Raw genomic sequence first — 22133 nt, 5'->3', positions numbered from 1 at the left:
TTTATACCTCCTTCACTTTTGAAAGGTAAAAATCATTAAGAGAAGGTGGAACTAACTTACTATTTGGTAATGGAACATCTGCAATATATCGAATTGTAACCTGACCCCCGTGTTCATTACGAAAATTCATAATTCTATATTCATTTTCTATCCTTTTCATTTCATTTTCTGGAACAACTGTCTCAAATACATTACCATCAAGTCTTTGAATTAAAGAATCACTTTCTCCATTTGCAATTACTTCACCTTTTTCCATAATTACAAGATAATTAGCAATAAACTCAATATCTGAAACAATATGTGTAGATAAAATAACGATTTTTTCTTTACTTATTGTTGTTAAATACTTACGAAATCTTCTTCTTTCTTCAATATCTAAACCTACAGTTGGCTCATCTACAATCAAAATATCAGGATTATTTAACATAGCTTGGCATATTCCAACTCTACGTTTCATACCTCCAGAAAGCTTATCAATCTTTTTCTTTTTAACTTCTGATAAATTAAATTGACTTAATAATTCACTGATTCTTTCATTTCTTAACTTTTTATCCATCCCTTTTAAAGATCCAATATAATGGAGAAAATCTTCCACTGATTGATTTTTATCATATCCAAATTGCTGAGGTAAGTACCCTATTTTATCCAAATATGCCTTCCTAAGTTCAGCAATATTTACATCATCCAGCATTATTTTTCCTTTACTTGGCTTTATATTTCCAACCATCATTCTCATTAATGTGGTTTTTCCTGCGCCATTAGGTCCTAAAAGCCCCCAAATTCCTGGAGTAAATTCAAGATTTATATCATCAACAGCCTTTAAATCTTTAAACTCCTTAGAAAGATTATAAACAAATAATTTCATATCTTTTCCTCCTCGTAATTAAAGCAAAATAAAAAACCTTTCTTCTATCTTCAGTATAACTAAGATAAAAGAAAGGTTTATTCATAAATTATTTAGTATTTATAAAGATTTTATTAAGAATTGGGCAAAGTAATAATAAATACAGTATGTACATCCTGACTTTCAGCTTCTAAAGATCCCTGATGCCTTTCTACAATTTCTCTTGCAATAGCTAATCCAAGTCCTGCCCCTGATGATTGGCTCCTTGACTGATCTCTTCTATAGAATTTTTCAAATATAAGTTTTAATTCTTGCTCACTTATTACGTCACCATCATTTTCCACAAATAATTGTATACTATGTTTTCCTATTTTTCCGTTTATTTTTATGACAGAATCCTTGTTACTATATGCTATGGCATTCTTTAATAAATTATTTAACACTCGAGCAAATAGTGATCCGTCGGCATAAATCTTCATATTAGGCGGAATATTTATATTAATTCTTAAGTTTTTATCTCTAAGTAGTGGATATAATTCTTCAGTCAACTGTTCTAGAAAAAATTCTGCATCTAATAAACTTTTATTTAAAGGGATTTCATGAAGACTAAAACGAGCAATATCAAAAAACTGATTAGTTAAGTCTTCCAATTTATAGGATTTTCCCAGAAGTTTTTTAATATAGTCTTTGCGCATATTCTCTGGTACCTCAGATTCATCTAAGATTGTGAGATAGCCAATGATACTTGTTAATGGAGTCTTTAAGTCGTGTGCTAAGTAGGTTACAAGGTCATTTTTTTTACTCATCTCTATTGCTATTTCCTGTTTTACAATTTCATTCTCATGTATAATCTTATTTATTTGAGAATCAATAATCTTTAGTTCTTGAACTTTTTCAGATACCTCTCCTTTAGCTAATAAAGCTATTCTTTGCTCCAACTGATCTATTATCTTTTTTCGTTCCTTATTTTGAGAGTATCTTGTTGTAAAGTAAACAACAATTTCTAAAATAGCAAAACCTCCAACAGCTATAAGTATCAATATATCTTTAAGGTGTGGCCAATAAAAGGTTCCCCTGGTGCGTTCCCCTCCTAAAAATGCCACTTTTTCTCTATCGTATAATATTTGCTTTTCAAAATATTCTGCTACAATTCCCTCCAAATTAATATCAATAAATAACATTAATCCTATAAATATAAAAAAAGCTAAAACATAATAATTCCATTTCCATTTTTTACGCTTCAATGATATAACCTACCCCCCAAACAGTTTTAATATATTCAGGATGTTCAAAAGATTCCTCCATTTTTTCTCTTAAGTTTCGAATATGAACTGTTATTGTATTTGTAGATTTTGAATAATACTCATCCTCCCTAAGGATATGGAACAACTTTTCTCCATTTAAGACTTGTCCTTTGTTTAATAGTAATATTTCAAGAAGGTTAAATTCTGTAGGTGTTAGTTTTAGCTCCTTTCCATTTAAATCAACATGCTTACTTTTTCTATCTAAGATTAACCCTTTATAATATATGGTATTATCTTCCTTTGTTTCTTCTCCATATTCCTTGTATCTTCTGAGCTGAGCTTTAACCCTTGCCATAACTTCCAATGGGTTAAAAGGCTTAGTGATATAATCATCTGCACCATAAGTAAGACCTATTATTTTATCTTGATCTGCAGTCTTAGCAGTAATCATTATTATAGGATACTTATATTTTGTACGTATATTTTTACAAATATTTAGCCCATTTATATCTGGTAACATTAAGTCCAAAATAACTAAATCTGGTTCTTTATTTTCAAGAAGTTTAAAAGCTTCCTTACCATTTTCTGCTTCCCATATCTCAAAAGATTCAGACTTTAAATAGATTTTTAATATATCTCTAATATCTTCATCATCTTCCACAATCAAAATTCTCTCCATTTAATTCCTCCATATGTTTATATTAAAAAATATATAATGTCCTTAGTTCCATTTAAGTATAATTATACCAAATAAAATTACTATCTTCACGCTTTTTATATTTTCGGCTGTGTTAGACGATTTCCTCTAACACAGCCATATTCATAATTTCTTAATTTTATTTTTTAAGAAAATCTCCAATCCACTGGGTTCCATTATACCTACCACCTGTTCCGTTTAGTTTTAAGGTAATAGTGCCATTAAATGGATTAATGTCTTCATAATCATGATGCCTTTCACCATTAATCCAGAAATCTACATATACTCTAGCACTAGAGATAGGTCTATTATAGTCTAATTGTGTTATTTCTATTTTCTTGTCTCCTGAAATACTTCCTGAGTTTGTTAGATAATCACCAAGCCATTGAGTTCCATCATATTTACCCCCCTCTGTAAATAATGAAAGTTCTTTAGTATTATCCCATACACCGGTATTTTCATAGTCATAATGTTTTGCACCATTAATATAAAATTCCACAGCTACTTTTACATCTGAAATTTCTCTAGTATCATCATCTAAAATCACGATTTTATTTGGAGTATAAGTAATTGCAGTCCCATAATCAACTTGTAGTGATGTTCCTTGAGAAAAACTATTTTTATCACCTGTAATTCTTATCTTTATCTTATGATTTCCTAAAGGTAGATTACTTGGGCTATAAATATAAATGGAATCTTTAGATGATGAACTATAAAGATCTATATATTTTTCTGGACCATCATCTACAGAAATCGCAGCAATACCTGATGTAGAGCTCTTTCTACCATATAATTCAATGTTAGTTCCAAAGAAGCTAATTTCAGCACTACTATTAATTTCTCCATTTATGAAATCACCAGTATAATTAATATCATTTATTGTTTCTAGAGTGCCCTTTGAAGTAAAATTGCTATTTGGTATTACAAATGTAGTAATAGAATTAGCAGGTAAAACTGCATTTAAGCATTTATCAGTTATTGAAATATCATCTTTCTTTTCAATATTTTCAGTGCTAGATGTTCTAAATACATTTGAAACTTCTGAAAGTGAATCAAAGTTAGTAAGATTATAAGAATTAGATATATCATTAGAAGTATTATTCATTGCTACAATTACAAGATTTTTTGAATCTTTATCGTAAGCAGCTATAGAATTTTTATCATTTATATCTATTAACTTATATCCCGCCTTTATAAATTTTGAGAATTGTCCAAAGGTATAATATTGTTTAGTAGTTGTGTACTGATAAGTTGTATCTAAGTAGCGAGCTTGTATAAATCCCCATGAATCACTTCTTTGTTCAATATTTTCTACTGGTTGCCAATATACCCACGCATCAGGCTTCATATCTCTTAAATCTCTTATCATTGTATCTGATAATGTTAATCCATTTGAAATAGCATTTAAATCTGTACCCGAGCCTGTACCATATTCACTCATCCATAATCTCTTATTATTAGTCTTAGCGTATTCCCTAACACCTATTCTATCACTACCACTATATGAATGAACATTAAACTGGGAAATAGCATTTTTTGCATTTGAATCATAATGATTCACATGGTCTGCTAATTTATCCATACTCCAAGAATCATTTGCAGTAATTTCAATCCCTGTTTGAGCAGAATCAATTTTAGCTTTTAATACATTTATAATATTTTTTTGTACCCATGGTTCTACTATCATTCCTTCTTGAGGACGACCTGACATCCAAAAACCATCAGGCTCATTAAAAGGTTCAATTGTTCTAAAGTTTATTCCCATAGTATCCTTTAAATGTTGAGTTACTTTTAAAAGATAATCAGCAAAATCGTTTTCGTATTTTGTATTGAAATTTGGAAGGGATAGAGTATTCCCAGCACTACAACCTGATTTCGTCATCCAATATGGTGCACTATTTGAAAAAGCTTCAAATATATTTACTCCTCTTGCTTTTGCTAACCTTAACATTTCACGTTCACCAGCATCACCATCCCAATTCCATACTCCTGGTGATGGTTGATAACCCTCCATTTCTGCATTTACAAAGCTTCCTGAATTCATATGGTTATGACCTGGATCATCGCCTCCCCCAATATTAAAACGAAGCACATTAATTCCTAGACCATCTTCACTAAATAATAAATCAGCAATTTCATTTCTTTTATCTTCTGGCCATTTTCCAATTGTATTTCCCCACCAAGCAAGATTTACACCAAATCCTTCTGATGTTTGATATTGCATATTTGGATCAACTCTTATAGTAGTAGCTGCTTGAGCTTTTTTAGGTAAAGTTATATTAGTACACAAAGATGTCAAAAGTGTAGCAGATAGCAATAAAGCTGCAGACAATTTTGATTTTTTCATTATAATACCTCCATTTTAAATTTATACATATATATTCAAATGTAAATTAAAAATGCAAGTATTTCTCATATATTAATAACTATAATGGTAAAAAAATTCTTGAATAATTTTGTAATTGAATAAAAAAATCTGTTTCGTAGACTATGTGATTCTGCCTCTTTGCAAAGTTATTCACAGATTCAAACCCTATAATTCTCTATAAAGTAAGAAAAAGATGCACCATCATGAAAATGTTAGCATCTTTTCTTTAAATTTTTTATGTATCACTTATAATTTTTTTACTTTACTATCTATATTTATATATCTTTAATTTTTATTTTCAAGTTTATTAAATATATTTCCAGCAGCTGCTGCCATTATCATAGGTATTATAGCATTTGCTGGGAAAAAGAATATTAATAAAAATATTGCTATAAACATATTTCCTATTGCCTTACTTGCAAGACCTGTTACAATTATAGCCAAACAAAAAACTGGATCTAATGAAAATAACATGGATACCCCATAAGCTGCACAACTACCTGCAAAAATCAATGGGAAAATGTGCCCTCCTCTATGACCTGTAGATAAGCAAATCTCAGTTAATAGAAGTTTTAATAATGATAATAATATCAACATATAACCTGACATACTACCCCATTCAACTACTAGTTTTTTCAATTCATGTTCTCCTGAAAATAATGTATAAGGAAAAATTGTTCCAAATATACCTATAAGTACTCCTCCAATTATTCCTTTTAGTAATTTTTTATTTTCAATAGATTTTAATGCTTTATGAAGTATAACACCATAAGCTTTATATATGTATGCTAGTAACATAGCTATTAATATTAATGGAATTGCCCAAATAATTTCTTTTATTGTTATATTACTCTCTCCAAATTTAACAACAAAGGACTCTCTATGATTAAGCTTTGATAATAGAAAAAATGCTAAAAAACCTGCTACAGTAGTAGTTGTATATACTATAGTTTTTATTTTTTTTAGAACCTTTGAATCATTTTCTTCTTCACCTGTTAATGTGTATAGACCAAATAAAGGTGCATTAAATATAATACTAGCGCTTGCTTGGATACTATATTCTATTACAACATCTGAATTCTCAACTGCTATATTTTTATTTTTAAACCTCTCCTTCATCTTATCTCCAATATATGTACTTATTCCTCCCACAATACCTGTTAATGCTGCTTCTGGCCCAACACTTGCTCCAAAAAAAAGTATTGTTAACGAATTAATTATTGAATTTTTTACAGATTTATATTCTATTCTTTTATTTTTCTTATACTCCTCTAAAGTTTCAGGCATATACTTTGGATATTCTCCAAGATATTTTTGAGTAAGCCCTACTAAAACACCACCAATAGTAGCAATAACTAATGTCCAATATTTTATATTAAAAAATCCGCCTGCTGTATTCCATATAAAATTAATCCCAAAGGTTACCAAACTTAAAAATACCCATGTAAAGGCACCTACTAACGCTCCCATAAATATGCTATGAATCATCAACTTTAAATCTAATTTTGCAATTTTCATCAAAACTTTCACTCCTTATCTATAATTATTTAATCTTTTCGTTTTACTTAAATCACATTTATTAATATATTTATAATATTATTATATTTTTATAATAAATTCATAATAAAATAATATACCACTATTTTTAAATTTTTTCTACTCTTTCTAAAAATCTATACTCATTTTTTAACCATTTAATTAACTCACTATCTCTTTTTGCAATTCTTGCAATATTTATTCTTAAAGTTCTCTATACTTATAATTCACTGCTACACTTCTAAGGTTTTTATATCTACAATTGCATAATTTTTTCTTTTATACTTTTATTAATTTTTTTTACTAAACTCATATTTCCACTAATCATCAAATTCCCTTCATAATTAGTATCTTTATAAATAAGGATTTATATAAATCAATATGTTAATGCACATAGAGCAAAATAATCACGAAAAAATTTTTTTCTATAGTAGTACAAAATAAATGAATTATCACTGACATTAGAAAAATTTGGTTCTATTTTTAAAATGTTTTTGCCTACTCCACCATTTCAATTAACAATTCAGTAAAATTCTAAAAAATTGATAGACTTATTTCATCTATTATTTACTAACTTTATTATTTTTGATATGTGTTGCTCATTATTCAATTAGTCTATTTATTTATAAAACTATCATTAGTATAATTAAATAAAAATAACTATGGAGGAAAGATAAATGAGTAATATAAGAGTAATTATTATGGATGTAGATGGTACATTAACTAATAGTAAAAAAGTAGTAACTGAAAAAACTAAAAATGCTTTAATTAAAGCACAAGAAGCAGGAGCTATACTAGTTTTAGCCTCAGGGAGACCTACCTCTGGATTAATGGATCTTGCTAGTGAATTAAAAATGAATGAAAATAATGGACTTTTAGTTTCTTTTAATGGGTCTAAGGTTATTGATTGTGAAACTAATGAAGTTCTATTTAATGAAACTATGAGCATCGAAGAAGGACAAGCCATTCTTGAACATATGAAGAATTTTGATGTTAAACCTATGATTGACAAAGGTAATTATATGTATGTTAATGATGTCTTCAACAATGAAATTAATTATAAAGGTTCACCTTTTAACATAATTCAGTACGAAGCTCGTGGTGGTAAATTTAAACTTTGTGAAAAAGATGATTTAGCTGCTTTTGCTGATTATCCATTAAATAAAATTCTAACTGCTGGCGAATCAGAGTATCTAAAATCTCATTACAAAGAAATGATTGAACCTTTTAAAGACACTTTAAGTTGCATGTTCACAGCAGATTTCTACTTTGAATTTACGGCTAAAGGAATTGATAAAGCTAAAGCCTTAGATACTGTACTAATTCCTATGGGATATAAAAAAGAAGAAATGATTGCTTTTGGAGATGGTCATAATGATGCTTCAATGATTAAATATGCTGGTATCGGAGTAGCTATGGGTAATGCTGTAGATGACTTAAAATCTATAGCTGATGAAGTGACTTTATCTAATGAAGAAGATGGTATTGCTTATACACTAGATAAATATATAAAAGATATAGATATTTAAACTATCTATAAACTTTAAACACTAAAATTTAATAAAATATTATATAATGTTCATGAGGTGATCTTCATGAACATTTTTAGTAAATTGAATAAACTAACTAATTTAACTGAAAACGAAAAAACATTAGTTACATATATGCAAGATAATCCTGAAATTTTCGTAAAGATGAGTGCTGCTGAAATTAGTGAAGCATGCTTTATTTCAACTTCAACAATTTATAGATTATGTCAGAAGTTAGATTTAATAGGTCTATCATAATTAAAAGTACAAGTATCTTCTTCTATTAATGAATATTTGAAAGAGAAAAGTTTAATAGATTATAACTATCCCTTTAAAGAAAATGAAACACAATATGAAATTGTTCTTAGAATGAAGGAATTGTATGAACAAACGATGGTATCTTCCTTAAATCTAATAGATCTTGAACAATTAAAATTAATTTCTAATGCTTTAAAAGAAGCAAAATACATAGATTTTTACACATCTGCTGGGAATATTTATTTTGCTGAGAACTTTAAATTTCAAATGCAAGAAATAGGAACATTTATTAATGTTCCTATAGAAGAATACCATCAACTATTAACAGCTTCTACTAGTGACGAAAATCATATTGCAATAATAGTTTCATTTGAAGGTAGAGGTGTAATAATACAAAATATAGCAGATATATTAAAAAAGAATAAAACACCAATTATTTTAATATCTTCTACAAATGAGACTCCTCTTACTAAGTATTCAAACTATCAATTGTATTTAAGTTCAAATGAAAACCACTTTAATAAAATTTCTTCTTTTTCAACAAGATTATCTTTATTATATGTTTTAGATTGTATATACACTCATTATTTTAAATTCGACTATGATAAAAATGTAAGTTATAAACTTAATGCATACAAAAAATTATCTAAAAAGCAATAATGAAGTTTATTAAATTAGTTATGCAATTAAATTACTTTAAAAATATATTCTCTCTATATATATCCTTTATAAATTAGGTTTAAGATCCTTAGGTATTGATATAGAAGTTAAAAACAAAATAATAAGATGGATATTTTTCTTTCAAAAATATCCATCTTCTCTATAATCTAAGTTCTATATTAAATTATTTTTCTTAAAGCTAAAATATATACCATCATTACTAGCACTATATGTTACTTCATCAGCTATTTCAAGCAACTTTGGTTTTGCATTTTCCATCGCTACACCATGGCTAACACATCTAAACATCTCTATATCATTTTCTCCATCACCATAAGCTAATGTATTACTCTTATCTATGTTTAAATAATCAATAACAAACTTAATAGCTGTATATTTACTTATACCTTTAATACCAACTTCCCCGCTCTCAGGTCCAAATTGTGGTACTGTATTATGATATAGTTCTAAGTCTTTATTAAAAGTATTAAATACATCTTCATAAGGATGACCATTGCTAATAAATGAAATCTTATTTACATTATTATAATCAATTTGTTTATCCTTATGTTTATCTAATATTTCATTAAACCATTTAATTTCTTCTATTGCTTCTTCATAGGCCTTACTATTTTCATTAAGTCCATTAGTAACTTGTCCCAAAATAGCATCTTTACAATTTAAACTTCCAAATAAACCATCATTTGATTCAATATAGTAAGCAATATCATATTTATTAAAATACTCTATTAATCTTATTACAAATTCCTCAGGCATTTTTCTATGCATTAATGTTTCACCATCAACTTCAACATATCCTCCACCTGCACAAATCATACCATCAAATCCAATTGACTCTATATCATCATTAATTTCTGGTTTTGACCTACCTGTACAAATATAAACTAAATGCCCATTATCCCTAGCTTCTTGAATTGCTTCTCTAGCTGATTTTGGTACTTCTCCTGCTAAATCACAAAGTGTTCCATCAACATCTATGAAAATCAACTTTTTATTCATTAATATTCTCCTCTAAATTATTAATCTAGATTTTCTCCATTGCTTTCTATAACTTTTTTATACCAATAGAAACTATCTTTCTTGCTTCTGCTTAAATCTCCATTTCCATCATTATCTTTATTTACGTAGATAAAACCATATCTTTTTTTCATTTCTCCTGTTGATGCACTTACTAAATCTATACATCCCCAAGGAGTATATCCTATTAATTCTACTCCATCTTCAACTGCTTCTTTCATTTCGATTATATGATCCCTTAAATAGCTAATTCTATAATCATCTTTAATAGAGCCATCTTCTTCAAATTTATCAACTGCACCTAAACCATTTTCTACAACCATCATAGGGATTTGGTATCTGTTATAAACGTTATTTAATACCCATCTTAAACCTTTAGGGTCAATTTGCCATCCCCAATCACTAGCTTTAAGATATGGATTCTTTGCTCCTCCCATTATGTTTCCTGCAGCATTTTCTACTTCCTTATCTGCTGTTGAGCAATTTGACATGTAATAGCTAAATGTATAGTAATCTACGCATCCTTCTTTTAATATTTGCTCATCATTTTCTTCCATCTTTATTTCTATGTTATTTTCTTTAAAATATCTCTTTGCAAATCCTGGATACGCACCTCTTACTTGAACATCTGAACATAAGAAGTTATTTATATTATCTCTTTCTTGAGCTAATAATACATCCTTCGGATTACATGTATATGGATAAGTACACATATACGCAATCATACATCCTATTTTAAAATTACTATTAATTTCATGTCCTAATTTAACAGCCTTTGCACTTGCTATAAATTGATGATGAAGTGCTTGGAATCTAAGTTGTTCACTTTTATCTTTTCCATCTCCAAAGTTAAGTGCAAGATCAGCTCCACCTTCTGGTATGATTCCACCAGCCATAAGCCCACCAAATGGATGTGTTAAACAGTTAATTTCATTAAATGTCAACCAATATTTAACTTTATCTTTATATCTATTAAATATAGTTTCACAATATCTAACATAGCAATCAACTACTTCTCTACTTGCCCATCCATTGTACTTTTGAACTAATCCAAAAGGCATTTCATAATGAGATATTGTTACTAATGGTTCTATGTTATATTTTTTTAACTCATTAAAAACATTATCATAAAACTTTAATCCTTCTTCATTTGGCTCTAACTCATCTCCATTTGGGAATATTCTAGTCCAGTTTATTGACATTCTAAAAACCTTGAATCCCATTTCTCCAAATAATTTTATATCTTCCTTATAATGATGATAAAAATCTATAGCCTCATGGCTTGGATAATATGTTCCTTCTTCTAACTTAGGTGTAACTCTTCTTGGCGTTGTGTGAGTACCTCCTGTCATAATATCTGCAGTACTAAGGCCCTTTCCACCTTCTCTATATCCACCTTCAAATTGGTTAGCAGCAGTTGCTCCCCCCCATAAAAAATTCTTTGGTAAACTCATCTTTCTTTCCTCCTCTAAAAAATTTACTTGATGACTAAATTATATACTTAAATTCCTATTAAAATATTTTCATTCAAATTCTGAATAAAAAAGCGAGATGATTTTTAACTACCTCACCTCGCATTTTTTAACTCTTCTATTATATTATCTAAAAGTGCCATCATAACATAACGACTATTTTTTACTCCAATATCAATATCTAAAATAAGATGCTTGTTAAACAATTTTTTAGTTCTATTATCTAAATCTTGTATTGAAATAACTAATTTTTCGCCTTTACAATTTCTTATATATTCTTTAATAATTCTATTTCCATTAAAAAAATTTCCTGATGTAGTAAATATCAATAATAAACTATCACTACTTATATTTTGTATTTCTTCATTATCTTCAATAACTTTAACTATTTTTCCAAATGGGTGACATTCCATTTGAAAGTATTGTGCCATTAAATAGCAATAATTTAACCCTGATATATAAACTTTATCATAACTATTTATAGTTGAAGCTACATTATTAATATCTATATAATCTATTTTACTATAAAATAATTTTAAATCCTGGCTTAATAAATTTATATCGGTATAATTATTATCTATATTATTTTTTACTCCCTCTATATAAAGCAAACATTCCTCTTTAAAAGCATTATAATCAACATAACCAAGCTTTTTTATAAATCTACTAGTAGTTGCTTGAGATACAAAACAAAGTTTTGAAAGCTCAGTTATATTATAATTAGGAACACTTTCTATATTATTAACTATAAAGGAAGCTATATTGTAATTTATATCTTCAATATTATGATTATTTATATAATTATTTAACTTATCTATAACTATCAATGGTTTTAATTCTCCTATTTTATGCCGAAAATTATTATAAATCATTTTCTAAAATTATACCATAAAATATTCCCTAAAACATCTATACTTGAAACATAAAATCATTCTAATATCTTCACCAATAAGTCCGAAATCAAATGCACTATTATCCCTTAATTCCTTCTCTTCTTTAAAATACTAGTATTTATTTATTTAATTAAAATATAAATTTGTATTTAATTTCCTTATAATTTATAATAAAAGTGATTATATAAAATGGAGGATTTTTGTATGAATGCAAAAAAAGAGGTAAGCATAAGAAAAATATCTGAAGATGCTGAGAATTTATTTAGAGGAGGATTTTTCTGCTCTGAAGCACTAATAAGTTCAATACGTTCTAACTTTGAGTTAGATATACCTGAAGAAATAATATCTATGGCTTCAGGATTCCCTGTTGGCATTGGACGTTCTAAGTGTCTGTGTGGAGCAGTTTCTGGTGGGGTCATGGCTTTAGGACTATTCTTTGGCCGTACTAAACAAGGAGATCCTAAAGTAGAGAAAAATTTAGAATTAGCAAAGGAATTACATGATTGGTTTAAAGAAGCTAATGGTAAAAATGCTCTTTGCTGTCGTATATTGACTAAAGAGTTTGATATGGCATCTGGTGCTCATAAAGAGCAATGTATACATTTTACAGGTATGGTTGCTGGAAAAGTTGCTGAAATAATAGTAAGAGAACTAAATCTAGTTAATACAGACACCTTAGTTACAGTATAGGAGTAAAAGATATGATAAAGAAAATACCACTCCCTATTTCAGGGGTAATGCTCGGATTTGCGGCTTTAGGTAATTTACTTCAAAGCTATTCTGAATCTATCCGTTTAGTATGCGGAATTATATCTTTAATTTTAGGATTACTATTAATATGTAAAATTGTAATATATCCGTCTATGATAAAAGAAGATATGAAAAATCCAATCATGGCCGGTGTATCTGCAACATTTCCTATGGCTATAATGCTTTTATCTACTTATATTAAGCCTTTTATAGGACCAAAAGCTATTTATATTTGGTATTTAGGAATACTTCTTCATTTAACTTTAATAGTATACTTCTCAATAGAATTTATATTAAAGTTCAATATAAAAAAAGTTTTTACTACATATTTTATAGTTTATGTTGGACTAGCTGCTGCAAGTGTTTCTGCACCAGCCTTTGAAAAAACAAATATAGGCACATTAGCATTTTGGTTTGCATTTATATTATGTATGATATTACTTGTGGTTGTAACATATAGATATGCTAAATATAAAGAAATCCCTGATCCAGCTAAACCACTATTCTGCATATATACAGCTCCTGTAAGCCTTTGTCTTGCTGGATATATTCAATCAGTACAAACAAAGTCATTATTAATGATAACTTTCTTATCTATTTTATCATTCATAATATATATTATAGTTCTATTTAAATTACCAAAGTATTTAAAAATGCCATTTTTCCCAAGCTATTCAGCTTTTACATTTCCTTTTGTTATAAGTGGAATTGGAATGAAAATGAATATGACTTACTTAACTAAAATAGGATATAATATGGAATTTTTAAAATATGTTGTTTTATTACAAACAATTATAGCTACTGTATTAGTAATATATACTTTATTCAGATTTATACTTTTTTTAATTCCAGAAAAAAAAGGTTATTCAGTAGCTCAATAATTTTTTTATAATTAATTTACTTTTATAAAAATAGAAAGAATGAGTTATAAAAAAGAAATTTAATCTTTTATCTAAATAAGAAACAACTTACCATATTAAAGAGAATATTGTAAGTTGTTTCTAGTTGTTTTATATCCAAATTTCTGAAACTGATTCAGAAGAAACTTTAAATTCCATATATTTTATATTACTCTTCTAATCCAGCAAAAATTTCTACAACATTAGGATCACAATGAGAGAAAAATGCACTTTCTCCTTTGTCTAATTTAGCAATATTATTTATATCATCATCATCTAATTTAAAATCAAATACATTAAAATTCTCAATCATTCTCTCTCTATGCACAGATTTAGGAATAGCAATAATACCTTTTTGAATTAAATATCTTAATGCTACTTGAGCTGTAGATTTATTATATCTATCTCCAACTTTTTTCAGAGTTTCATTTGTAAAGATATTCTTTTCACCTTCTGCAAGTGGTGCCCAAGATTCAATTTGCACCCCATATTTATCCATGATTTCCTTAGCCTTTACTTGCTGATTAAAGGGATGTGTTTCAACTTGATTAATCGCTGGAACTACTTCATTAAACTTAATAAGATCTATTAATCTATCTGGATAAAAATTACTTACCCCTATAGCTCTTATTTTACCACTCTTATACATTTCCTCCATAGCTCTATATGTGCCATAATAATCATTGAAAGGTTGATGTATTAATACTAAATCCAAATATTCAAGTTGAAGCTTTTTAAGTGATTTCTCTATAGAAGTTTTTGCCTTTTCATATCCAGCATTTGATATCCACACTTTAGTTGTAATAAATAATTCTTCTCTTGGAACTTTGCACTTTTTAATTGCTCTTCCCACAGCTTCTTCATTACCATAAGTCTGAGCAGTATCAATTGAGCGATATCCTACTTCAATTGCATCTAATACACACCTCTCACATTTCTTCAAATCTTCAATTTGATAAACCCCATATCCTAAAATGGGCATTTTCACCCCATTATTTAACGTTACATATTCCATATATTCCTCCTCATTTCCAAAGCTATTTTCATATATTTATTACTACTATTTCATATTATTATTTATACTTTATTTTAGTTCATTTTCATATTTAAGAACACGCTCTTCATATCCTTCAATTTTCTGATCAAGATAATCTAATATATATATGTTTCAATTAATAATCTACATCATTATGGTGTTATAAAATTAAAAGTTAATAGTCTTATTTAAGTAAAATAGCAAAATTGAAAGCATATATATTTTTAAATTTTTTTATATAAGCTGCTGAAATACTGGCTTTACTTATCCTTTACATTCATTTATTCTTCTCCATACTAAATTGTGTATGGTCTTAAAACGACCATTATTAAGTAACACTACTTAGATTTGCTAATATACTATTAATGATAAGTTTTATAATAGTATCAATATAAAGGAGTATTATATGTATAATAACCAATTTTTCTTTTGTCCCTATCACATGAATCAAGCTGCTTATCCCTCCTTCAATCCAATGTGGAGAACCATAGCACAAAAATTTGCAGCCTTTAGTGGTACCGTTACAAGTATTGAAGATTTTTACACAGGGCAAGATGATCCATCAGCAGGCTGCTATAAATTAATATCGCTGCAAAACATGGACATGGGGCCTGTAAATTTTGTAATTTCTCCGGGAACTTACTTTGTAAATCATGAGGTGATTGAGGTAGGCGACGAAGTAACAGGATTTTACGATGCAAATGCACCCGTACCTCTTATTTACCCTCCACAATATCGTGCAATTGTTATGGCTAAAAACACAGAACCTGAAAATGTTACTGTAGACTATTTTAATAATCAACTTATAAGCAGCGATGGAAATTTAAAACTAAACATTGCCCCATCTACAGAGATAATTCTAACAAATGATCAGATTTTTAATGGATACCCTGGAAATAGAAACCTAATTGTTCTTTATGGCCCTACAACATTTAGTATCCCTGCCCAAACTACTCCATATAAAATCATTGTTCTTTGCTAAATCAAAATATGCTATATTAATGCATACAATTTACTTACATCATAGCCTTTCTAAAAAAATAGGATTGACTTTGTTTTCACCTATAAAAATACCCTTAGCCAAGTAAAGTCAATGGCTAAGGGTAAAATCCTGATTTATTTATGGTACAGCTCTCCGTAACTATTATAAATGATATGTATCTTATTATTTACTTTTTGTACAGCTACTATATAGCTTTTAAATAATAATATAATTATAGATACTTAGCAGTTAATGACTCATTGCACTCATATAATTCTTTAGGAGTTCCTTCAAAAATTATTTTTCCACCTTTAGTTCCACCTTCTGGTCCAAGGTCAATAATCCAATCAGCTCTTTTAATTACATCAATATTATGCTCAATAATAATTACTGTATTTCCGTTATCTACTATATTTTCAACAATATTTATAAACTTCTCAATATCAGCCATATGAAGTCCTGTTGTTGGTTCATCCATAATATATACTGAACTTTCCTTATGCAATTCACTAGCTAATTTTAATCTTTGGCATTCACCGCCTGATAATGTATCTAGAGTTTGACCTAATGTTAAGTAACCTATTCCCATATCATAAATAGACTGTAGTTTTGTTTTAATAGCTTTTATATTAAAGAAATCAATAGCTTCTACTACTGTCATATCTAATACTTCAATTATATTTTTACCATGGAATCTATAATCTAAGACTTTCATCTTAAACTTTTTACCATCGCATACATCACAAGTACTCTTTATATTTTCCATAAAAGCAAGGTTAGTTTCTACAATTCCACTACCCTTACAATTTTCACATGCCCCTTCTGAATTTGAACTAAATAATGATGGATTAACGTTATTTTCTTTAGCAAAAGCTTTTCTTATATTATCCATAATTCCACTATAAGTTGCTAAGCTTGATCTTGAATTTGCTCCTACAGGACTTTGATCAATTAACACAGCTTCTTTGTTTTGTTTTAAAAATTCATCCTTAATTAATGTACTTTTTCCTGAACCTGCAACCCCTGTTACTAAAGTTAAAACACCCTTTGGTATATTAACAGAAATATTTTTTAAGTTATTTTTCTTACAATTAACAACTTTTAAATATCCCTTATGCTCTCTTACATCTTCTTTTATAGTAAGAGATTTATTTAAAGCATCTCCTGTTAAAGTTCCGGATTTAAGTAAATCTTCATAGCTGCCTTTATATACTATTTCTCCTCCATGTCTTCCTGCTAGAGGTCCTATATCAATGATATGATCAGCAATCTTAATAACATCTGGATCATGTTCTACAACAATTACAGTATTACCTTTATCACGTAGCTTTTTTAAAAGATTATTTAACTTATGAACGTCTCTTGGATGAAGACCTATACTTGGTTCATCAAATATATACATTAAATCAACTAGGTTACTGTTTAGATGTTTTACCATCTTTATACGTTGAGATTCTCCCCCAGATAATGATGAAGTTTCTCTATCTAAAGTTAAATATCCAAGTCCTATATCAATAATATTATTTAATTTTTCAAGAATACCATTAACTAAAGGTTCAGCTTCTGGTTCTTTAATATCTGAAATAACTTTGACTAATTCATCGATTTGCATGCTAGTTAAATCTGCAATATTATAGCCATTAATTAAACATTTATAAACTCTTTCATGTAGTCTTCTTCCTCTACAAACAGGACATTCACCTTCAATTAGTAATTTACTAAGTTTCTTTTTAGCTGCTTCAGAAATTTCTCCTTCTCTCTTTAAATAAAGTCTATTAAACTTAACTATTAATCCCTCATAAGTTAAATTCATTGTCCCTACTTCATCTATCTTGATTTTTTCAGCCTCTCCATATAAAAACTTCTGTAACTCTTCTTCTGAATAATCAATTATCTTTTTATCATTATCAAAGAAGCCTGATTCGGTAAATAGCTTCCAATGCCATGATCCTACTCCAAAGCCTGAAAGTAAAATTGCTCCTTCATTTAAAGACTTATTGATATCAACTATCTCTTCCATATTAGGAACTAGCTTTTTACCAAGTCCCTCACACTCTGGACACATACCATTTATATCATTAAAAGAAAACATATTAGCTTTTCCTATATAGGTACTTCCAAACCTTGAATATAAAGCTCTTAGGAATGAATTAATATCTGTAATAGTTCCTAAAGTTGATCTAGAATTACCACCAATTCTACTTTGATCAATAATAATAGGTGTAGAAAGATTCTCAATATGATCGGCTTTAACCTCACCATATTTAGGTAAAAAGTTTCTTATAAAAGCACTAAAAGTCTCATTTAATTGACGTTGTGCCTCCTTTGCAACTGTTTCAAAAACAATTGAGGATTTACCTGATCCAGAAACCCCTGTAAATATAGTAATTTTTCTTTTTGGTATTTCTAATGATATGTTCTTTAAATTATTTTCCCTACATCCTTTTAAATAAATGAATTCATCTTCCACTTCATTCGCCTCCTTTAATTACTACTTATATATTATAATATTTTAATCTATTTGTAACTGCTTTGAAAATCTATCTAAAGATTCTCACTCTTGTCAAACTTATACTCTTGTTTTTCTTCTAATGTATATCTCAAATACATAGAATCACCAGTAAAAACTATTCCCTCTTTTTCACTACCAAATAGTGTTGAATCAACTATTGCTAAAACATACTCTGGATTTACATTAGGTGCTATAGCTGAAATTGCATTATTTAATTTCTTTTCTGGAATTTCAGGGTATTCCATGGACATTTAAAAGTTCCTATAGTAATTAAATTAACTCTTTAACTTCAATAAATGGATTTCTATATCTATTTTTCTTCAAAGTTTTATTACCAATATTTATAGATTTCTTAGGACATATATTTATACAAGCCATACAATCAGTACATTTTCCGAGCCAAGCTGGCTTTTTATTAATGATTTCAATATTATCCACTGGACAAATAGCTTTGCACATTTCACAGCCTATACATTTATCATTAACATTAAATGATTTATCCTTATTTTTAAACCACTTTTTCCAAGCATTATAGAATAATTTATTACCTCTTTTGTAATCAACTTTCTTTACTTCTCTCTTTCCAATCCTTTGAATAAAATCATCTATTATATCTTCATTTAACTCTATTGATTTAAGAGCTCTCTCCTTAGTTGGATTTTTACCTGCTCTTGTATAATTTGAAATGTATTTTACCGTTAAATAATTACTAAGTTCACCTTTATTGCCTAAAAGTTCATTGATGTGAGGAAAACTTTCTTTAGCTCCTCCCCCTCCAGTAACTCCTATTGCAAAAATATATGTTTTATCATTTACTTTTAACTTTGATATAAAATCTTCTACTACAATAGGTAATGATCCACAATGTATTGGATATACAAAGCCTATAACATCATCATTTATATTGAAATAACATTTTTTCATAGCAGCTGGTATAGATATTAACTCACAGTCCTCTACTGCCTCTTTTATTTTTTTAGCTACGTATAATGAATTACCTGTAGATGTAAAGTAATAAATCTTCATGATTTTCTCCCCCTTGAGCCTTTTTTACGTTCTGTTTATTTTTTAATTGTACCATAAATTAATTAACTCATTTTAAAATATTCTTCTAACTTTTAGCTTAAAAAAGATAAAAACTAAGAGGTAAGGATCATCCCTACCTCTCTTTATTCTTACTACTATAGCATAGATTATTTTAGATATTAGCCTTACAATTTTGCCCTATCTATCAAAAGGACTCCATAGAAACAAATCCTTAATTATTTCAAATTCCATTTCTAATATACATGCTTCTACTAATATAATAATTCTTTGCTTTATTTAATTATTATTTTTATTTGTTTCCTTAACCTTAGATGACATAATTGGTATTGTCGTTGCTATAACTAAAATTATTAATAATATTATTGCCATGGTGTTACTAGATACAAAGCCTGTTGGAGTCATAGGAGTTATTACTCCTGTTAATTGTAATATCATTCCTACTAAGCCTATTATAGAACCTCCTGCAACAAGCCCTGAAGATAAACTTATTCCATTTGACACTCTAAGTTCTCTTTCTTTATCACTTTTACTCATCTTTTCAACAAAGAAACGTATTAATGCTCCTACTAGTATTATAGAATTTGTTGATATAGGTAAATAAAATCCTATGGCAATAGTCATTATAGGCAAGTTTAGTAAAAATAAGAATAGTGCCATAACAACACCTACTATAATCATAGGCCATGGTAAGTTTCCTGACATTATACCTGATGTTAAAGTCGACATTAAATTAGCTTGTGGAAGAGCAAAAGGTGCATCTACTCCTGTAATTGCTATTTGATCTTTTAGTATAAGAATTGTTCCTGTTACAACAACAACACCTACTATACTAGCAATTGCAAAATAATTTTGCATTTCTCTTTTCCTTCCTTTTATAATATAAGTTACTTTTTGAGATTGGCTATATCCACCTGCTACTGATATAGCTACTATCATAAATAGTGCAAATAAAAGTAAAGATTTATTATCTGACTTATCAGTCCATCCCATTATAACAAATACTAATGTTAATATAACTAATGATGCGATTGTCATACCTGATACAGGAAGATTTGATGTTCCTATTGTACCAGTTAAACGTCCTGCAACTATTACAAATAATAAAGCTAGTATTAATGACACTATTGCTGCTAATATAGCCATAGTAATACTTTTAGAAATTATAAATGCAGATACAAATGTAAGTATAATTCCAACTAATAATATTAATATATGTCCTGAACTCTTTTCTAAATTACTATCATTACCGCTTTTTGCTTTTAAAGTTTCTTTTATTGAAATTATTATAGTTGGTATAAGTTTAATTGCACCTATTATGCCACCACAAAGCATCATTCCAGCTCCTATATACTTAACATAATTTCCTGATATTAAGTTTACATCCATTTGATTGAGGACTATTGAAGGATCATTCCATGAATGTGCATTAGACTCTGCAAAATCAGTAAAGTATCCTATTAACGGAGCAACTCCAAAATTAGCTAAGACTGAACCTGCAAACATAATTACGGCTACCTCTAATCCAACTATAAATCCGATACCTAATAATAGTGGATTTCCTTCAGTAGAAAATTTCCATTTGTAAAACTTACTTCCTACGAAGGTAATAGTATTGTTAATTAAATTTAAGAATGAACCTGTTAAAACATTTATAATACCACTTATTAAAAATCCAATTCCCATGTACTTTACAGCATCTCCACCCTCTTCTGAAGCAGTAAGAGTCTCTGATATTGCTAAAGATTCTGGATACATAAGGTTTTTATCTTCTTCAATTATTAAATAATTATAAACTAGTGATAATGCCCCTATCCCAAATAGAGCTCCTGCTATACTTACGCTTAGGCCTTCAAAAAAAGTAACATTACTGCCTATTAGTATAATAGCAGGTAATACAAAAATCATACCACTTGCTATGGATTCTCCACCACTTGACATACCTTGTATTATATTTTTACCAAATATGTTTTTTTTACGGGTAAATATGCCTAGAAGCATTGAACCTATTATGGCTCCGGGGATTCCTGCTGCAACAGTTAGCCCTGATTTCATGCCTGAATAAGCAGTAGATGCTGCAAATACAGCTGCTAATATTATTCCTATTATCATTACAGCTAAATTTGATCCATTATTTTGTTTTTGTCCATGATTTTCTTTATAAGTCGATTTAGTCATCTTTTTCTTCATTTGTTACTTCCTTCCTTTGATTAATGATTTTAATACGATTTTAGTAATATATTAAATCAAAACATATATTTTTACGCAATTTTTATTGTAGCAATATTTTATCTCTTAGTTAGCTTTCACAAAAAAATTCAATTTATTCTTTATGTCATTGAATACCATTGAGATATCTGTGTGAACACCC

The 22133-nt window shown here is 28.4% G+C and carries 19 protein-coding genes; 6 read left to right on the top strand and 13 right to left on the bottom strand.

What is annotated here, in order from left to right; all coding sequences use genetic code 11:
- Position 1 precedes the first annotated feature (1 nt).
- From ACYUEX_RS14880 to ACYUEX_RS14860, 5 genes are all read right to left on the bottom strand, one after another.
- Positions 2 to 865: an ABC transporter ATP-binding protein gene (locus ACYUEX_RS14880; protein ID WP_460288895.1), complete on the bottom strand. Its 864-nt coding sequence runs from the start codon at positions 863 to 865 to the stop codon at positions 2 to 4.
- Positions 866 to 978: 113 nt separating this feature from the next.
- Positions 979 to 2088: a sensor histidine kinase gene (locus tag ACYUEX_RS14875; RefSeq protein ID WP_460288894.1), complete on the bottom strand. Its 1110-nt coding sequence runs from the start codon at positions 2086 to 2088 to the stop codon at positions 979 to 981.
- On the bottom strand, positions 2078 to 2767 hold the full coding sequence (locus ACYUEX_RS14870) for a response regulator transcription factor (protein WP_460288893.1): 690 nt from the start codon (positions 2765 to 2767) through the stop codon (positions 2078 to 2080). The genes ACYUEX_RS14875 and ACYUEX_RS14870 overlap by 11 nt, the downstream gene beginning before the upstream one ends.
- 157 nt (positions 2768 to 2924) lie before the next feature.
- Positions 2925 to 5132, bottom strand: a complete 2208-nt coding sequence (locus ACYUEX_RS14865; RefSeq protein WP_460288892.1) for a glycoside hydrolase family 30 protein — start codon at positions 5130 to 5132, stop codon at positions 2925 to 2927.
- Between the two features lie 306 nt (positions 5133 to 5438).
- Positions 5439 to 6671, bottom strand: a complete 1233-nt coding sequence (locus ACYUEX_RS14860; protein ID WP_460288958.1) for a chloride channel protein — start codon at positions 6669 to 6671, stop codon at positions 5439 to 5441.
- Between the two features lie 695 nt (positions 6672 to 7366).
- Here ACYUEX_RS14860 and ACYUEX_RS14855 point away from each other — a divergent pair.
- The 3 genes from ACYUEX_RS14855 (at position 7367) to ACYUEX_RS14845 (ending at position 9136) form a co-directional block, all read left to right on the top strand.
- Positions 7367 to 8218 (top strand): Cof-type HAD-IIB family hydrolase, encoded by an 852-nt coding sequence (locus ACYUEX_RS14855; RefSeq protein WP_460288891.1) that lies wholly within the window; start codon positions 7367 to 7369, stop codon positions 8216 to 8218.
- Between the two features lie 66 nt (positions 8219 to 8284).
- The gene (locus ACYUEX_RS14850; RefSeq protein WP_460288890.1) at positions 8285 to 8476 is read left to right on the top strand and encodes a MurR/RpiR family transcriptional regulator; all 192 of its coding nucleotides are present in this window, start codon (positions 8285 to 8287) and stop codon (positions 8474 to 8476) included.
- Between the two features lie 36 nt (positions 8477 to 8512).
- The gene (locus ACYUEX_RS14845) at positions 8513 to 9136 is read left to right on the top strand and encodes a MurR/RpiR family transcriptional regulator (RefSeq protein ID WP_460288889.1); all 624 of its coding nucleotides are present in this window, start codon (positions 8513 to 8515) and stop codon (positions 9134 to 9136) included.
- 174 nt (positions 9137 to 9310) lie between these two features.
- Here ACYUEX_RS14845 and ACYUEX_RS14840 read toward each other — a convergent pair whose 3' ends face one another.
- The 3 genes from ACYUEX_RS14840 to ACYUEX_RS14830 form a co-directional block, all read right to left on the bottom strand.
- Complete coding sequence (locus ACYUEX_RS14840; protein ID WP_460288888.1) at positions 9311 to 10156, bottom strand: HAD family hydrolase; 846 nt, start codon at positions 10154 to 10156, stop codon at positions 9311 to 9313.
- Positions 10157 to 10176: 20 nt separating this feature from the next.
- Complete coding sequence (locus tag ACYUEX_RS14835) at positions 10177 to 11628, bottom strand: glycoside hydrolase family 1 protein (RefSeq protein ID WP_460288887.1); 1452 nt, start codon at positions 11626 to 11628, stop codon at positions 10177 to 10179.
- Between the two features lie 113 nt (positions 11629 to 11741).
- Entirely contained in the window at positions 11742 to 12473 is a 732-nt protein-coding gene (locus ACYUEX_RS14830) for a MurR/RpiR family transcriptional regulator (protein WP_411167454.1), read from the bottom strand.
- 270 nt (positions 12474 to 12743) lie between these two features.
- On the opposite strand from ACYUEX_RS14830, the gene ACYUEX_RS14825 reads away from it, so the two are divergent.
- Positions 12744 to 13229 carry a C-GCAxxG-C-C family protein gene (locus ACYUEX_RS14825; RefSeq protein ID WP_322412774.1) on the top strand — a complete coding sequence of 162 codons (486 nt, stop codon included), beginning with the start codon at positions 12744 to 12746 and terminating at the stop codon, positions 13227 to 13229.
- Between the two features lie 11 nt (positions 13230 to 13240).
- Positions 13241 to 14170 carry a TDT family transporter gene (locus ACYUEX_RS14820; RefSeq protein ID WP_460288886.1) on the top strand — a complete coding sequence of 310 codons (930 nt, stop codon included), beginning with the start codon at positions 13241 to 13243 and terminating at the stop codon, positions 14168 to 14170.
- A gap of 187 nt (positions 14171 to 14357) precedes the next feature.
- Here the strand turns inward: ACYUEX_RS14820 and ACYUEX_RS14815 are convergent, their stop codons facing one another.
- A complete protein-coding gene (locus ACYUEX_RS14815) occupies positions 14358 to 15203 on the bottom strand; it encodes an aldo/keto reductase (RefSeq protein ID WP_460288885.1) in 846 nt (281 codons plus the stop codon).
- Positions 15204 to 15630: 427 nt separating this feature from the next.
- Here ACYUEX_RS14815 and ACYUEX_RS14810 point away from each other — a divergent pair, with 427 nt between their 5' ends.
- Complete coding sequence (locus ACYUEX_RS14810; RefSeq protein WP_460288884.1) at positions 15631 to 16206, top strand: hypothetical protein; 576 nt, start codon at positions 15631 to 15633, stop codon at positions 16204 to 16206.
- 232 nt (positions 16207 to 16438) lie between these two features.
- Here the strand turns inward: ACYUEX_RS14810 and ACYUEX_RS14805 are convergent, their stop codons facing one another.
- From ACYUEX_RS14805 to ACYUEX_RS14790, 4 genes are all read right to left on the bottom strand, one after another.
- A complete protein-coding gene (locus tag ACYUEX_RS14805; protein ID WP_460288883.1) occupies positions 16439 to 18676 on the bottom strand; it encodes an ATP-binding cassette domain-containing protein in 2238 nt (745 codons plus the stop codon).
- Between the two features lie 74 nt (positions 18677 to 18750).
- Complete coding sequence (locus tag ACYUEX_RS14800; protein WP_460288882.1) at positions 18751 to 18963, bottom strand: hypothetical protein; 213 nt, start codon at positions 18961 to 18963, stop codon at positions 18751 to 18753.
- A gap of 25 nt (positions 18964 to 18988) precedes the next feature.
- Positions 18989 to 19744 (bottom strand): EFR1 family ferrodoxin, encoded by a 756-nt coding sequence (locus tag ACYUEX_RS14795; RefSeq protein ID WP_460288881.1) that lies wholly within the window; start codon positions 19742 to 19744, stop codon positions 18989 to 18991.
- A 297-nt stretch (positions 19745 to 20041) separates the two neighbouring features.
- On the bottom strand, positions 20042 to 21952 hold the full coding sequence (locus ACYUEX_RS14790) for an OPT family oligopeptide transporter (protein WP_460288880.1): 1911 nt from the start codon (positions 21950 to 21952) through the stop codon (positions 20042 to 20044).
- Positions 21953 to 22133 lie beyond the last annotated feature (181 nt).

Source organism: Clostridium sp. CTA-7 (assembly GCF_054768095.1).
This window is presented reverse-complemented; position numbering and strand designations above follow the sequence as displayed.

Coding starts and splice junctions, on each gene's coding strand:
- ACYUEX_RS14880 (WP_460288895.1), bottom strand. CDS start 865: ATGAAATTATTTGTTTATAATCTTTCTAAGGAGTTTAAAGATTTAAAG.
- ACYUEX_RS14825 (WP_322412774.1), top strand. CDS start 12,744: ATGAATGCAAAAAAAGAGGTAAGCATAAGAAAAATATCTGAAGATGCT.
- ACYUEX_RS14835 (WP_460288887.1), bottom strand. CDS start 11,628: ATGAGTTTACCAAAGAATTTTTTATGGGGGGGAGCAACTGCTGCTAAC.
- ACYUEX_RS14855 (WP_460288891.1), top strand. CDS start 7,367: ATGAGTAATATAAGAGTAATTATTATGGATGTAGATGGTACATTAACT.
- ACYUEX_RS14815 (WP_460288885.1), bottom strand. CDS start 15,203: ATGGAATATGTAACGTTAAATAATGGGGTGAAAATGCCCATTTTAGGA.
- ACYUEX_RS14865 (WP_460288892.1), bottom strand. CDS start 5,132: ATGAAAAAATCAAAATTGTCTGCAGCTTTATTGCTATCTGCTACACTT.
- ACYUEX_RS14800 (WP_460288882.1), bottom strand. CDS start 18,963: ATGGAATACCCTGAAATTCCAGAAAAGAAATTAAATAATGCAATTTCA.
- ACYUEX_RS14790 (WP_460288880.1), bottom strand. CDS start 21,952: ATGAAGAAAAAGATGACTAAATCGACTTATAAAGAAAATCATGGACAA.
- ACYUEX_RS14840 (WP_460288888.1), bottom strand. CDS start 10,156: ATGAATAAAAAGTTGATTTTCATAGATGTTGATGGAACACTTTGTGAT.
- ACYUEX_RS14795 (WP_460288881.1), bottom strand. CDS start 19,744: ATGAAGATTTATTACTTTACATCTACAGGTAATTCATTATACGTAGCT.
- ACYUEX_RS14810 (WP_460288884.1), top strand. CDS start 15,631: ATGTATAATAACCAATTTTTCTTTTGTCCCTATCACATGAATCAAGCT.
- ACYUEX_RS14860 (WP_460288958.1), bottom strand. CDS start 6,671: ATGAAAATTGCAAAATTAGATTTAAAGTTGATGATTCATAGCATATTT.
- ACYUEX_RS14870 (WP_460288893.1), bottom strand. CDS start 2,767: ATGGAGAGAATTTTGATTGTGGAAGATGATGAAGATATTAGAGATATA.
- ACYUEX_RS14820 (WP_460288886.1), top strand. CDS start 13,241: ATGATAAAGAAAATACCACTCCCTATTTCAGGGGTAATGCTCGGATTT.
- ACYUEX_RS14850 (WP_460288890.1), top strand. CDS start 8,285: ATGAACATTTTTAGTAAATTGAATAAACTAACTAATTTAACTGAAAAC.